12 protein-coding genes and 1 pseudogene are annotated in these 12,689 nt (G+C 58.3%); 5 read left to right on the top strand and 8 right to left on the bottom strand.

Translation table 11 applies throughout. The features are described from left to right. Nucleotides 1–62: 62 nt before the first annotated feature. From AAE045_RS03685 to AAE045_RS03675, 3 genes are all read right to left on the bottom strand, one after another. Nucleotides 63–995, bottom strand: a complete 933-nt coding sequence (locus tag AAE045_RS03685) for an ABC transporter substrate-binding protein (RefSeq protein ID WP_202305297.1) — start codon at nt 993–995, stop codon at nt 63–65. Between the two features lie 97 nt (nt 996–1,092). Continuing rightward, on the bottom strand, nt 1,093–2,088 hold the full coding sequence (locus AAE045_RS03680; RefSeq protein ID WP_202305299.1) for an ABC transporter permease subunit: 996 nt from the start codon (nt 2,086–2,088) through the stop codon (nt 1,093–1,095). Next, on the bottom strand, nt 2,081–3,604 hold the full coding sequence (locus AAE045_RS03675; RefSeq protein ID WP_455546504.1) for a sugar ABC transporter ATP-binding protein: 1,524 nt from the start codon (nt 3,602–3,604) through the stop codon (nt 2,081–2,083). Before AAE045_RS03675 ends, AAE045_RS03680 begins: the two co-directional genes overlap by 8 nt. Before the next feature lie 215 nt (nt 3,605–3,819). Between AAE045_RS03675 and AAE045_RS03670 the strand changes: the two genes are divergently transcribed. The 5 genes and pseudogenes from AAE045_RS03670 (at nt 3,820) to AAE045_RS03650 (ending at nt 8,932) form a co-directional block, all read left to right on the top strand. Then, entirely contained in the window at nt 3,820–6,393 is a 2,574-nt protein-coding gene (locus AAE045_RS03670; protein ID WP_455546503.1) for an ATP-binding protein, read from the top strand. Between the two features lie 282 nt (nt 6,394–6,675). Next, on the top strand, nt 6,676–7,020 hold the full coding sequence (yjdP, locus tag AAE045_RS03665) for a DDRRRQL repeat protein YjdP (protein WP_271131232.1): 345 nt from the start codon (nt 6,676–6,678) through the stop codon (nt 7,018–7,020). A 247-nt stretch (nt 7,021–7,267) separates the two neighbouring features. Further along, on the top strand, nt 7,268–7,849 hold the full coding sequence (locus tag AAE045_RS03660; RefSeq protein ID WP_455546502.1) for a hypothetical protein: 582 nt from the start codon (nt 7,268–7,270) through the stop codon (nt 7,847–7,849). A 63-nt stretch (nt 7,850–7,912) separates the two neighbouring features. Continuing rightward, nucleotides 7,913–8,326, top strand: a pseudogene (locus AAE045_RS03655) (REP-associated tyrosine transposase); the annotation flags it as partial. A 99-nt stretch (nt 8,327–8,425) separates the two neighbouring features. Beyond that, nucleotides 8,426–8,932 (top strand): REP-associated tyrosine transposase, encoded by a 507-nt coding sequence (locus AAE045_RS03650; RefSeq protein WP_455546501.1) that lies wholly within the window; start codon nt 8,426–8,428, stop codon nt 8,930–8,932. A gap of 139 nt (nt 8,933–9,071) precedes the next feature. Here the strand turns inward: AAE045_RS03650 and phnP are convergent, their stop codons facing one another. The 5 genes from phnP to phnL are packed head-to-tail and all read right to left on the bottom strand — an operon-like array spanning nt 9,072 to nt 12,679. After that, nucleotides 9,072–9,830 carry a phosphonate metabolism protein PhnP gene (phnP, locus tag AAE045_RS03645; RefSeq protein WP_455546500.1) on the bottom strand — a complete coding sequence of 253 codons (759 nt, stop codon included), beginning with the start codon at nt 9,828–9,830 and terminating at the stop codon, nt 9,072–9,074. After that, nucleotides 9,808–10,272 carry an aminoalkylphosphonate N-acetyltransferase gene (gene phnO / locus AAE045_RS03640; RefSeq protein ID WP_202305316.1) on the bottom strand — a complete coding sequence of 155 codons (465 nt, stop codon included), beginning with the start codon at nt 10,270–10,272 and terminating at the stop codon, nt 9,808–9,810. The genes phnP and phnO overlap by 23 nt, the downstream gene beginning before the upstream one ends. Beyond that, complete coding sequence (gene phnN / locus AAE045_RS03635; RefSeq protein WP_455546499.1) at nt 10,265–10,852, bottom strand: ribose 1,5-bisphosphokinase; 588 nt, start codon at nt 10,850–10,852, stop codon at nt 10,265–10,267. The genes phnO and phnN overlap by 8 nt, the downstream gene beginning before the upstream one ends. Further along, nucleotides 10,852–11,988, bottom strand: a complete 1,137-nt coding sequence (gene phnM, locus AAE045_RS03630) for an alpha-D-ribose 1-methylphosphonate 5-triphosphate diphosphatase (protein ID WP_202305320.1) — start codon at nt 11,986–11,988, stop codon at nt 10,852–10,854. Before phnM ends, phnN begins: the two co-directional genes overlap by 1 nt. Continuing rightward, nucleotides 11,975–12,679 carry a phosphonate C-P lyase system protein PhnL gene (gene phnL / locus AAE045_RS03625; RefSeq protein WP_455546498.1) on the bottom strand — a complete coding sequence of 235 codons (705 nt, stop codon included), beginning with the start codon at nt 12,677–12,679 and terminating at the stop codon, nt 11,975–11,977. The genes phnM and phnL overlap by 14 nt, the downstream gene beginning before the upstream one ends. Nucleotides 12,680–12,689: the final 10 nt, after the last annotated feature.

The following is a 12,689-nucleotide window of genomic DNA, read 5'->3' as shown; positions in this document are numbered from 1 at the left end:
ACAAATGAATACGTTGGAGGTCGGATGAGGCTTTTACGCCGTCATCCGACAGGCAGTAAGCGTTACTTGACCGTCCAGCCCTTATAGGTGCCGATATTGTTTTTATCGATCATCGTCACCGGGATCAGCACGGGTTCTTTAGGCGCAGGTTTGCCCTGAAGGATGTCATAACCGATCTCCACGGCTTTTGCCGCCATGACCTGCGGATCCTGGGCTGGTGTCGCCACGAACAGCGTATTGCCGCCGCGCTTCAGCGCTTCTTCCGCATCCGGGCTACCGTCCACGCCCACGATAAAGAACTCGTTTCGCTGGGCCTGTTTCGCCGCCAGATCGGCACCGATCGCCGTCGGATCGTTAATGGCAAACACGCCGTCGATCTTCGGATTCGCCGCCAGTAGCGACGTCATCACTTCCAGGCCACCCTCACGGCTGCCCTTGGCGTTCTGATTAGAGGAAAGGATCTTGATGTCCGGGTGCTTTTTAAATTCGGTCACGCAGCCTTCGACACGGTTCTGCACGGCGGAGACCGGCGGTCCGTTGATGATCACCACGTTGCCTTTCTCTTTTAAGCGATCCGCAATGTACTTACAGGCCATCTCGCCCGCCTGGGTGTTGTTCGAGGTTATCGTCGCATCCGCCCCTTCCGCTGCGACGTCAACGGCGACCACGACGATCCCTGCATCTTTCGCACGTTTCACCGCCGGGCCGATCCCTTTCGAATCCGCCGCGTTCAGGATAATCATGTCTACCTTCGCGGCAATAAAATTATCGATCTGCGAAACCTGCTGGCCCAGGTCGTAACCGCTGGAGACAAGCGTAACCTTCACGTTATCCCCCGCCAGCTTGCGTGCCTCAAGCTCGGCACCCTTGGTAATCTGGACGAAGAACGGGTTGGCGAGATCGCCCACCGTCACCCCGATGGATTTCAGCTCTTTTGCCTGAACAAAAGGCGCTGCGGCAATCATAAGAGCCGTGGCTATTAGCTTTAAACGCATGGTCTTTTCCTCATTTGTAGGGTGGATAAGCGATAGCGTCATCCACCGTTTGCGCCCGTTTTGTCGGCTAAACCCGACCTGTTAAAGAGCGATGTTGTTATGAACTTTGATGGTGCCGGGTGCGGTATTTGTCGATCAGCACCGCGATGATGATCACCGCCCCTTTGATCACCAGCTGCCAGAAATAGGAGACGCCCATCAGCGTCATACCGTTGTTGAGCGTGGCGATAATCAGCGCCCCCACCAGGGTGCCGGTAATGGTGCCAATTCCGCCCACAAAGCTGGTGCCGCCAAGGATCACCGCCGCAATGGCGTCCAGCTCGTAGCCCATGCCAAGGTTGCCGTTGGCGCTGTACAGTCGGGAAGCGCTCATCACGCCGCCAAGCCCGGAAAGCAGCCCGCTCATGCCGTAGACGAACAGCAGCACCAGCCAGACCTTGATCCCCGTCAGGCGTGCGGCCTGCATGTTGCCGCCCACCGCGTAGATATGCACCCCGAGCGTGGTACGACGCAGGATGAACCAGCAAACCACGATCACCGCCAGGGCAATTACGACCAGCCAGGGAATGGGGCCAAGGTACGAGTTGCCTATCCATTCGAAGTTAATATTTGAGTTGATGACCGTGGTGCCGTCCGCCAGCAGGTAAGCCGCGCCGCGCAGGGCGGTATAGGTGCCGAGCGTGACGATAAACGGCGGCAGCCCCGCCCAGGCGACCAGCATGCCGTTAAACAGCCCAAGCCCGGTGCCCATCATCAGCGCGGCGGGGATCGACAGCGACTCCCAGCCCGGCATCAGCGACACCACCATCGCCGTCACCGCCGTGGTGCCCAGAATCGAACCCACGGACAGGTCAATCCCTCCGGTCAGAATGATGAAGGTCATCCCGGCGGCGAGAACGATATTGATCGACGACTGCCGGGCGATGTTCAGCAGGTTAGATTCGGTAAAAAAGTTCGGGGTGATAAAGCCAAAAACGGCGACGATAAGGATCAGAATGGGCAATATCCCCACCGTTTGCATCAAATCGCCAAAAAGGGCCTTTTTCAGCGAGGCTGATTTAGCGACCTGCTGGGGGGTGACAGGATTAGTCATGATGAACCACCTTTTTATGGGCATCTTCCACGCCGGTTGCCAGCGTCATAATGTTCTCTTGCGAGATATCTCTGCCGTGAAGCTCACCCGCAATGCTGCCTTCCCGCATCACGTAAACGCGATCGCTCATGCCGATGACTTCCGGCAGCTCGCTGGAGATCATCAGGATCGCCACGCCCTGGCGGGCCATCTGGCTCATGATCCGGTAGATCTCACTTTTCGCCCCAACGTCAACGCCACGGGTTGGCTCGTCGAGGATCAAAATTCGCGGGCCGATCGCCACCCAGCGGGAGATCAGCAGCTTCTGCTGGTTGCCGCCGGACAGGCCCCCGGCGCGCACCTGCGCATGCGGAACGCGGATATTCAGCAGGCTGATGGCATCGTCAGAAATCGTCCGGGCCTTCTTGCGATCCAGCCAGCCGTAGCGGGCGTCACGTTCGAGCGTGGCCATGGTGATGTTGTCCTGCGCCGCCAGCTCCAGGAACAGGCCCTGTTCTTTACGGTTCTCGGTCAGAAAACCGATGCCGTGGCGAATAGCTTCGCGAGGGGAGCGGATAGAGACGGGATTTCCGTCGATTTCAATCGTGCCGCCCGTGGATTTGCGGACGCCAAAAATCAGCTGTGCCAGCTCGGAGCGTCCGGCTCCGACCAGCCCCGCGAGGCCGACGATTTCCCCGGAGCGTACCTGTAAGCTCACCGGCTGGACTTTGCCGTCGTCCGTCAGGTGGTGGACGTTGAGGCGCGGGTTACCTAACGGGATATCTCGTTCTTTGTTGAACAGATCGCTCAGCGGACGGCCAACCATCATACGAACCAGCTCGCTGGCGTTGAGATTTTCCCGCGTCAGGCTGCCGACGTACTGCCCGTCGCGCAGCACGCTGACCCGGTCCGATAATTCATACACTTCCGCCATGCGGTGGCTGATATAGATAATCGCCATCCCCTCATCGCGCAGCCGCATAATCAGCTCAAACAGGCGGTGGGTTTCTCTTGATGAGAGCGCTGCGGTTGGCTCGTCCATGACTAAAATGCGGCTGTTGCGGTGTAGCGCACGAGCAATCTCTACCTGCTGCTGTTCGGCGATGGTCAGCTTCATCACTAAATCGCTGGCCTTGAACTGCGCGCCGAGGCGGTCTATCACCGTCTGGGCCTGCATCACCATCTCTTTACGCTGAACCAGCCCGCCGCGTGACAGCTCGCTGCCGAGGAAAATGTTCTCCGCAACGGTGAGGTTAGGGGCCAGCTGCATTTCCTGATAGATAAGCGTGATGCCTGCGCTGAGCGCGTCTTTTGGCCCCTTAATGCTGTAGGGCTGCCCTTCAATAAGGATTTCGCCGCTGGTGGCGGTGTTGGCCCCGGCTAGGATCTTCATCAGCGTGCTTTTGCCCGCGCCGTTTTCGCCCATCAACGAGTGAATTTCGCCGGGGAACACCGTCAGGTCGACGCCTTTCAGCGCATAGAACTTGCCAAAAGATTTGGCAATATTGCGCATCTCCAGAATGGGAACGCTACTCATGGCGCGGCTCCTGCGGATAAGGTTTCGATTGCTGCCAGTCAACCACACGCGGGTAAATGCAAAATGTCAGAAGCCGTTCATATTTGTCATAGTTGTGAATAGTTAACCGAGATCACATTGCCGGCTGGGAATGATTCGATAACAAACGTCATGGGCTAAACCTGTAAGGTGGATAAGCGCTGCGCCATCCACCGTTGAAACAGACCGGAGCCTGCATGCCGCAACCCAGCACACCGTTTTTTTCCAGCGCTCGTGGCCGCCTGCTGTCCTTCAACCTGTTGGTGATGGCGGTAACGTTAATGGTCTGCGGCGTGGCGGTGCTGGGCTTTCAGCACGCCAGCCGTTTACAGGAGCAGGTGCAGGGACAAACGCTCAGCGATATGTCCGGCAGCATGGAGCTGGCGCGGGATACGGCAAACGTGGCGACGGCGGCGGTGCGGCTGACGCAGGTTGTGGGGGCGCTGGAATACCAGAGCGAAGCCGCGCAGCTTAAGCAAACGCAGCTGGCTTTGCAGAACTCCCTGAGCCATCTGGCGAACGCGCCGCTTGCCCGCCATGAGCCGCAGCTGGTGGCACGCATTACCAAAAGAAGCAACGAGCTGGAAAGCAGCGTGACGCGCATGCTGGAGCTGGGCCATCGCCGCCACATGGAGCGAAACGACCTGCTCAGCGCGCTCTACCAGAACCAGAGTTATTTACACCACATTCAGGATATCAACGCCCGTGACCGGCTGAACGTGCCGGATGCGGCCCTGCTCGCCGAGCTGGACCGGCTGATACTGATTGCCATCCAGACGCCGTCACCGAAAGCCACGGTAGCGCAGTTAACCGAAGTTATGGCTGCGCTACCCGCTGCTGCTCAATCGCCGCCGGTAAATGATATTTTGCAGGAGATGCGCACCCATTTGCGTCTTTTACTCCCGCTTTCCCAGCGGCTTGATAACAGCAATCTTGCCATCGCATGGTTTATGTATCACATCAAAGCGCTGGTGGCGTTCCTGAATCAGGACATCAATCTTTATGTGCAAAAGGTCGGGCAGGAGTCGCTGAACCGCACGGAGCAAAGCCATAAAGACCTCCAGTCCATCATCTCCTTTATCGGGCTTTTCGCCCTGCTGGCGCTGGTTATCACCGGATTTGCCGGCTGGTATATCTACCGCAATCTGGGTTCAAACCTGACGGCTATTTCGCAAGCTATGACGCGGCTGGCCCGTGGGGAGCGGGATGTCAGCGTCCCGGCGTTGCAGCGGAGGGACGAACTTGGCGAACTGGCGCGCGCGTTTAACGTTTTTGCGCGCAATACCGCATCTCTGGAGCACACCTCGAAGCTGCTGAAGGAAAAAAGTACGCAGCTGGAAACGACCTTCCACGCCATGCGGGACGGTTTTGCCCTGTTTGATAACGACGGCTGTCTGGTGGTATGGAATCCGCATTACCCGCTGCTGCTGGGGCTAAGGCCGGAACAATTACAGCGCGGCCAGCACTATCTGGCTCTGTTAAAGCAGGTCACTACTTTGCAGCAGCACATTCTGGAAAACCTCTCCCGTCCCCTGCCAAAGCCGCAGGAGCTGCGGCTGGAAGATAACAGAACCATCGAACTGCGCTTCAGCCCGGTGCCTGGGCGCGGCATGGTCAACCTGGTGCTTGAGAGAAGCGAGCGTAAGGCGCTGGAGGAAGCGCTGGTACACGGCCAGAAAATGAAGGCGGTAGGGCAGCTGACCGGCGGTCTGGCGCATGATTTCAATAACCTGCTGGCGGTGATCGTCGGCAGCCTGGAGCTTATCCCCACGGATTCGCCGGATGCCGCACGCGTTACCCGCTCCCTAAGGGCGGCGGAACGCGGCGCGCAGCTGACCCAGCGTCTGCTGGCGTTTTCGCGCAAGCAATCGCTGCATCCGCACGCCGTCGCCATGAAAAGCCTGCTGGAGAACCTCGACCCGCTGATACGCCACTCGCTTCCGGCCGGACTGTCGCTGGACATTGAAGCGCAGCAGCCGGCCTGGCCCGCATGGATTGACGTGAATCAGCTGGAAAATGCGATTATCAACCTGGTCATGAACGCCCGGGACGCCATGGACGGGCAGGCGGGCAGCATAACAATCCGCACCTGGAATCAGCGGGTGGTGCGCTCCAGCGGGCGTAAGCAGGATATGGTCGCCCTTGAGGTGATTGATGCCGGACACGGGATGTCGGCTGAGATAAAAGCGCAGGTTTTCGAGCCGTTCTTTACCACCAAACAGACCGGCAGCGGCAGCGGTCTCGGCCTGTCGATGGTTTACGGCTTTGTGCGCCAGTCCGGAGGCCGGGTGCAGATTGAAAGCGCGCCGGGGCAGGGGACGCTGGTGCGGCTGCAGCTGCCACGGGCGCCCGCACGGGCAGTGGAGATCCCTTCGCCATTGATGCCCGCCGCTAATGAGATCCAGGATCGGCTTGTGCTGGTGCTGGAGGATGAACACGATGTGCGCCAGACATTGTGCGAACAGCTTCATCAGCTGGGCTACCTGACGCTGGAAACGGCGGACAGCGAGCAGGCTATCAGCATGCTGGCAGAGGTCCCGGATATCAGCATTGTGATAAGCGACTTAATGCTGCCCGGAAGCAAGAGCGGAGCAGAGGTTTTACAGCACGCGCGGGAGCATTATCCGCAGCTCACATTACTGTTAATCAGCGGCCAGGACCTGCGCGCCAGCGGGCGGCAGCTGCCGGACGTGGAGCTGTTGCGTAAGCCGTTTAGTCAGCTTCAGCTTGCCCAGGCCCTGCGCCGCGCCTGGCATGCTTCATCGGCATGACAAAAGGAAAAAAGGTCAACGGCAAACAATTGACTCGGCGGACGGAAGCGGACATTAATAGATTGCCCCTTCAAGGCTTCCAGTAGGAAGCGGGCGGAACCGGAAAGTCACCTGAGCGCCTCATTAAACTATGCACCTCATCAATCATCCTGTAGCAAGGACTTAGCCCCTCTGCAAAGAGGGGCTGACTTTGCAGGCACCTCGCCGAATATGGGAATCCTCTGCTGTCGCGCACCGAGCGCCTTTCATACGCTAGCCGCAGACCTTTTCTGAGACTGACTTATGAACCGATACGCCACCGCCGTGCTGTTATCCGCCCTGAGCATGACTCCGCTTGTCCACGCAGACGAGCTGGACGGCCTGTTCGATAACTCCATCGTCAGCTCGATTTCGCAGGCGATTAACGACGCCTATAACCCCAACGGCAGCCAGAACCGTGACGATGACGATCGTCGCCCGTACGAGGACGACAGGCAGCGAAATTCAGACGACCAGCGCCGCTACGAAGACCGTCACCGGCAGCTGGAAGACCGCCGCCGTCAGCTGGATGACCAGCAGCGTCAGCTGGACGAACAGCGCCGCCAGCTTGAAGACGACGAGCGTAGACTTGATGATGATTTTCGGTAACTGATAATCTTCACCGGCAACAGTTACAGCGTTACATTTCTGATTTGCGAGCTGTCTCGGGGAGCTTAAATCTGCTCATAAGAAGAGCAAAAAAAGTGCCTGTCGCTATGGTATGGTTTTTCCTTGGCCGTGTATTTCGATGATACAAGTACCAGTAATTACTGGGAAAAGTCGAAAATATGCGCTGGCTTAAAAGGGAAAAATAAGCATACTTGAGATAAGGACTTCTCCACCGATGGCACCGAAATTGATCAGCGACGCGGAATTCAACAGAAAACTCAACGATCCGGCTCGTAACCGGGAGCACACGCTTGCCTTTCTGGACAAGGGCGTAAAGCCGTTCAGTTTGCCTGGCTATGTTCCTCCGGCTGGCTATCGCTTATTGATCTCGCGGGATGAAAAACAGTGCCGCCTCATCAAAGATGACATCACCTCGTATGCCGTAAAAATCGTCACGGGAAATTTTGTGGTGCCCGGTAAAGAACATTGCACGCAGGTGATGGTCTGGCGAACGTTTTTGGCCGAGTATCAGCATGCCCTTAATGGCCTGGCACAGCTGTTTTTTGCCTGGCTTCTGGAAACCTATGACATCGTCGTATCGGATAAAGAACAGACCGGCGATGGGCGTCGCTTCTGGGAATACCGCATCACCGAAGCCATTACGAACCCGCGTTATGAAGTCATGGTCTGGGATGGAAACAAAGAAGAGAATGAATTACACGTTATCGCCAGCGAAGCGGAATTCGTGAGCAAATGGTCGCCCTGGGCATGGGGGACCGACCCGGAAATCCATCCGCATCGCCTGCTGGTTATTGCCCGGATCAAATAGCCTCTGAGGTGTTGATAATCACCATCTTTCGTAGGCTGGATAAGCGTAGCGCAATCCGGCAATATCCATGCGCTACGAGTTGCCATTCGGCAAGTAAAGGCACGCCATCCTTTCGATATCAACGCATGGGTTGTTTTACCCGAACATATGCATTGCATCTGGACGCTCCCGAAGGGCGATAACGACTTTCCTGACCGCTGGCGGGCTATTAAAAAATCCTTCACGAAGTCACTCGCCTGTAACGGTCAGGTCTGGCAGAAAAGGTACTGGGAGCACTGCGTCCGGGATGAAAAAGATTACAGGGCGCACATGGATTACGTTTATATCAACCCGGTTAAGCATGGCCTGGTGACAAGGGTAAGAGAGTGGCCGTTTTCAACGTTTCACCGTGATGTGCAAAGAGGTTTGTACCCGGAGGATTGGGCGGGAACGGTTGAGATTGTTAATGCCGGTGAGCGTAAACATTTCGGTGGATGACGCTGCGCTTATCCCCCCTACAACTTCAACGCAAAGTAGGCCGGATAAGCGCAGCGCCATCCGGCAATCCAGGGATATTTCATGCAAGGAAGCTGAACCATGTCGAACTATCGTCGTGCTTTTCATAACGGTGGCACCTTCTTTTTTACCGTTAATCTTCATGACCGACACAGCGATTTGCTTACCAGACACATCCATGCGCTACGAGTTGCCATTCGGCAAGTAAAGGCACGCCATCCTTTCGATATCAACGCATGGGTTGTTTTACCCGAACATATGCATTGCATCTGGACGCTCCCGAAGGGCGATAACGACTTTCCTGGCCGCTGGCGGGCTATTAAAAAATCCTTCACGAAGTCACTCGCCTGTAACGGTCAGGTCTGGCAGAAAAGGTACTGGGAGCACTGCGTCCGTGATGAAAAAGATTACAGGGCGCACATGGATTACGTTTATATCAACCCGGTTAAGCATGGCCTGGTGACAAGGGTAAGAGAGTGGCCGTTTTCAACGTTTCACCGTGATGTGCAAAGAGGTTTGTACCCGGAGGATTGGGCGGGAACGGTTGAAATTGTTAATGCCGGTGAGCGTAAACAATTCGGTGGATGACGCTGCGCTTATCCCCCCTACAACTTCAACGCAACGTAGGCCGGATAAGCGCAGCGCCATCCGGCAAAAAAGCCGCAAACCGACCACATGGGTAACATCTTCGTAGGCCGGATAAGCGAAGCGCCATCCGGCAAAAACCTTAATCCACCTCGATCACCAGCCCGTCAAATCCGGCTTCGAATCCCGGTGGTAAATCGTTTTCCATTAGCCAGCAGTCGAACTGGTGGCTGATGTGCGTGAGGATCACGCGCGGGCAGCCGATGTGTTCATTCAGGGCTATCACCGTATTCAAATCGCAGTGGTTTTTTGGCGTTTCCGCTCTGGGTTCGTGGCTGCAATCAATCACCACCACTTCGGGCTTATTGTTCACCAGAAACTTCAATGTCTTCTCCGGCAGCCCTGCCGTATCGCACAGCCAGGCGACGCGGCTGTGTGGCGTTTCGAACAGGTAGCCGTAGGTCAGCTTCGAGTGGTTCAGGGGCAGAGGTGTCACGCGCAGCGCCTGCAGGGTGAACCAGACGAACGGCTCCAGCGTATGGCTGAAATCCAGCATGCCGGGGTGCTTAAAGAGATCGTCGCAGCCTTGCTCATCAGGCGGGCCATAAACGCGGATTTTCTCACCTACGCCCCAGCGCAGCGGGAACAGGCCCTGCACATGATCCATATGGTAATGGGTGAGCAGAAACTGGTGGATCTCTTCGGGCTGCCAGCAGTCCATCAGGTCGGGAATCCCCGCGTCCAGCAGCGTCACCGCCTTGTTGAACTTCACCACTGCGCTGCACGGTTTGCGGCGATACTGCGGGTTATTGCGGGCGCGTTCGCAGGCGTTACAGCGGCAGCCAAAAGCGGGAACCAGCTGCGCGCCACCGGTGCCGCTAAGGGTGATTTTCAGGCTCACTGTTGATCTCCACCGGTTTGGTAAAGCGAAAATGGGTCTGTTTATAGCCTTCCCGCTGGTAAAAACGGTGCGCGTCCAGGCGTCCGGTGCTGGTGGAAAGTTCCGTTAGCTCCGCCCCCGCGATACGCGCCTGCTCTTCCGCCCACGCCAGCAGCTTGCTGCCTACGCCGTGGCCCCGCGCCTGGGGCATCACCACCAGCTCCTGGATCTCCGCAATCCAGTTCACGTGATGCAGATGAAACTGCATATGCAGGCCGATCATGCCGACAACGTCGCCGTTAAGCAGGGCAAGCTGGTAGCAAAGGTTGTGATCTTCGAGATTCGCCGCAAAGCCGACGTTAAAAGCCTGGCGGTCAAACTCCGCCTGCTTCAGCTCGCAGATCAGGGCGTAAACAATATCGCCGTCGGCAATCGTGGCGCGGCGAAATTCAACTTCAGACATGGCGTGGCTCCTTACGGCGAAAGTGGACGACGTTGGCGTTGCGCTGGCCGTTTACCATGCGCATAAACGACTCGACTGACTGTAGCAGACTGCCGTCGTTATGGAGTACCAGACAATCGTCCAGATCCGGCGCATTAAAGGCCGCCCGCTGCAGGCGCTGCTCTATCTGCTGCGGCGTTTCCCGTCCGCGCAGCTCGAGCCGCTGGCGCAGCACTTCCGTTGAAACGTGCAGGCAAATGGGCACCAGCGCGTCGCCGTAGCGCCGTCGCGCCTGCTTCAGGTGCTGGCGCGAGCCGTTCACCACCACGTCAAAGCCCGCCTCAAGCCAGATATCCAGCTCGACGCCGACGCCGTAGCTCTGGTGATGCGCCTGCCAGCTCAGGGCAAACAGCCCCTGCTCCTGCCGCAGCGCGAACTCCTTTTCGCTGAGCGCAACGTGATTTTCGCAGCCCGCGTCGGCCGCGCGGGTGATGTAGCGGTGCGCCACCAGCAGCCGATTGTTCTCCTGCTGGCGGAGCGCCGTCAGCAGGCTGTCTTTCCCGGAGCCGGACGGCCCCATCAACCAGACCATTTTGCTCATCAGAACACCCGCATTCCCTGACGCCAGACGTGCCCGACGTAAACGTGGTCGCCGTGCTGATGGGCCAGTACCATATCCGCCCGTTTTCCTTCCGCCAGCACGCCGCGATCTTCCAGACTGAGCGCCCGCGCCGGGTTACGCGTCACCAGCGCCACCGCCTGCGGGAGCGTGAAGCTGTTCGACTCGTCGTGCGCCACGCGGAAGGCCGCATCCAGCAGGCTCGCCGGGTAGTAATCGGAAGAGAGGATGTCCAGCAGCCCCGCCTGCGCCAGCTGATGCGCGGCCACGTTGCCGGAATGCGAGCCGCCCCGCACGATATTCGGTGCGCCCATCAGCACGCTCAGGCCGTGCTGACGTGAAGCCTGTGCGGCTTCAAGGGTCGTCGGGAACTCGGCGATGACGCTGCCCAGCTCGTGGGATTCCGCCACGTGCGCGGCGGTCGCGTCGTCATGGCTGGCAAGGGCAATGTTTCGCGCCCGGCATTCGGCGGCAATCGCCAGGCGGTTCGGCTGCGACCAGCGTTCCGCCAGCGCCAGCTGATCCGCCTCGTAGCTGTTCATCTCCGCGTCGCTGAGGGAATATTTTCCCTGATAATACTCGCGATACTTAACCAGATTAGAGAACTGGCGCTGGCCCGGCGAGTGGTCCATCAGCGACACCAGCGAGACGCCGCCCCGGTCGATAAGCTGCCGGAAGAGCGGCAGGGTCGTGTGGTGAGGCAGCTCGCAGCGCAGGTGCAGGCGATGCTCGGCGCGGTTGATGCCCCGGGCCTGGGTCTGCATCACCGCGTTGATCATCTTCTCTAAGTTTTCCAGCCGGTCGCCGCCGTCCCGCACGTCGCCCAGCGCCACCGCGTCCAGCACGGTGGTGATGCCGCTTGCCACCATCAACGCGTCGTGGCTGCTCATGGCGGAGTGGGCGGGCCAGTCCACCTTCGGGCGCGGGGTGAAGAATTTGTCCAGGTTATCGGTGTGCAGCTCGATAAGCCCCGGCAGCAGCCAGCCGCCCTCGCCGTCGTGGGCCTGGGGCAGGCTGCTTGGGCTGTCGGCAAAGTTTCGGATCAGTCCGTCGGCCACTTCCAGCGAGCCGCTAACCACTTCGTTTTCCAGCACCAGCCTGACGTTATTGATAATCATGTTGCGCCTCTACCGTAGCCATGGAATGCAGGCGGTCCGCCACCTGATTGCGTACCGCTTCGTCGTGGAATATTCCGACAACCGCCGCGCCCCGCGCTTTTGCCTCCTGAATCAGCGTCACCACGGCGGCGCTGTTTTTCGCATCCAGCGAGGCGGTCGGCTCATCGAGCAGCAGAATCGGGTAGTCGACGATAAACCCGCGGGCGATGTTCACCCGCTGCTGTTCGCCGCCGGAAAACGTCGAGGGGGCAAGGCTCCACAGGCGTTCCGGCACGTTCAGGCGAGTTAACAGGCGAGAGGCCTTCGCCACGCACTCGTCACGGGGGACGCCCAAATCCAGCAGTGGCTGCATCACAACTTCCAGAGCGGAGATTCGCGGGATAACCCGCAGGAACTGGCTCACCCAGCCGATGGTTTTGCGGCGCACCGCCAGCACGTCCCGCGCCGGAGCCCGCACGATATCCAGCCAGGCGTCGTCATGCTTCACCCAGATATGGCCTTCATCCGGCAGATAGTTGGCGTACAGCGAGCGGAGCAGGGTGGATTTGCCGCTGCCGGAGTGGCCGTGCAGCACCACGCATTCCCCACCTTTAACTTCTAAAGAGGCGTTTGCCAGCACCGGCAGGCGAATGCCGTGCTGGTGGTGCAGCACAAAGGTTTTGCTGAGGTTTTCTACCCGTAAGCGGGACATATGGATTCCT

Source organism: Dryocola clanedunensis, assembly GCF_038405435.1.
In the GTDB taxonomy this organism is placed as follows: domain Bacteria; phylum Pseudomonadota; class Gammaproteobacteria; order Enterobacterales; family Enterobacteriaceae; genus Dryocola; species Dryocola clanedunensis_A.
Note: the sequence above shows the minus strand (reverse complement) of the source record. Positions and strands in the feature narration are given on the sequence as shown.

Excerpts from the sequence above, each read along its gene's own strand:
- AAE045_RS03685 (WP_202305297.1), bottom strand. The coding sequence starts at position 995 with ATGCGTTTAAAGCTAATAGCCACGGCTCTTATGATTGCCGCAGCGCCT.
- AAE045_RS03680 (WP_202305299.1), bottom strand. The coding sequence starts at position 2,088 with ATGACTAATCCTGTCACCCCCCAGCAGGTCGCTAAATCAGCCTCGCTG.
- AAE045_RS03675 (WP_455546504.1), bottom strand. The coding sequence starts at position 3,604 with ATGAGTAGCGTTCCCATTCTGGAGATGCGCAATATTGCCAAATCTTTT.
- AAE045_RS03670 (WP_455546503.1), top strand. The coding sequence starts at position 3,820 with ATGCCGCAACCCAGCACACCGTTTTTTTCCAGCGCTCGTGGCCGCCTG.
- yjdP (WP_271131232.1), top strand. The coding sequence starts at position 6,676 with ATGAACCGATACGCCACCGCCGTGCTGTTATCCGCCCTGAGCATGACT.
- AAE045_RS03650 (WP_455546501.1), top strand. The coding sequence starts at position 8,426 with ATGTCGAACTATCGTCGTGCTTTTCATAACGGTGGCACCTTCTTTTTT.
- phnO (WP_202305316.1), bottom strand. The coding sequence starts at position 10,272 with ATGTCTGAAGTTGAATTTCGCCGCGCCACGATTGCCGACGGCGATATT.
- phnN (WP_455546499.1), bottom strand. The coding sequence starts at position 10,852 with ATGAGCAAAATGGTCTGGTTGATGGGGCCGTCCGGCTCCGGGAAAGAC.
- phnM (WP_202305320.1), bottom strand. The coding sequence starts at position 11,988 with ATGATTATCAATAACGTCAGGCTGGTGCTGGAAAACGAAGTGGTTAGC.
- phnL (WP_455546498.1), bottom strand. The coding sequence starts at position 12,679 with ATGTCCCGCTTACGGGTAGAAAACCTCAGCAAAACCTTTGTGCTGCAC.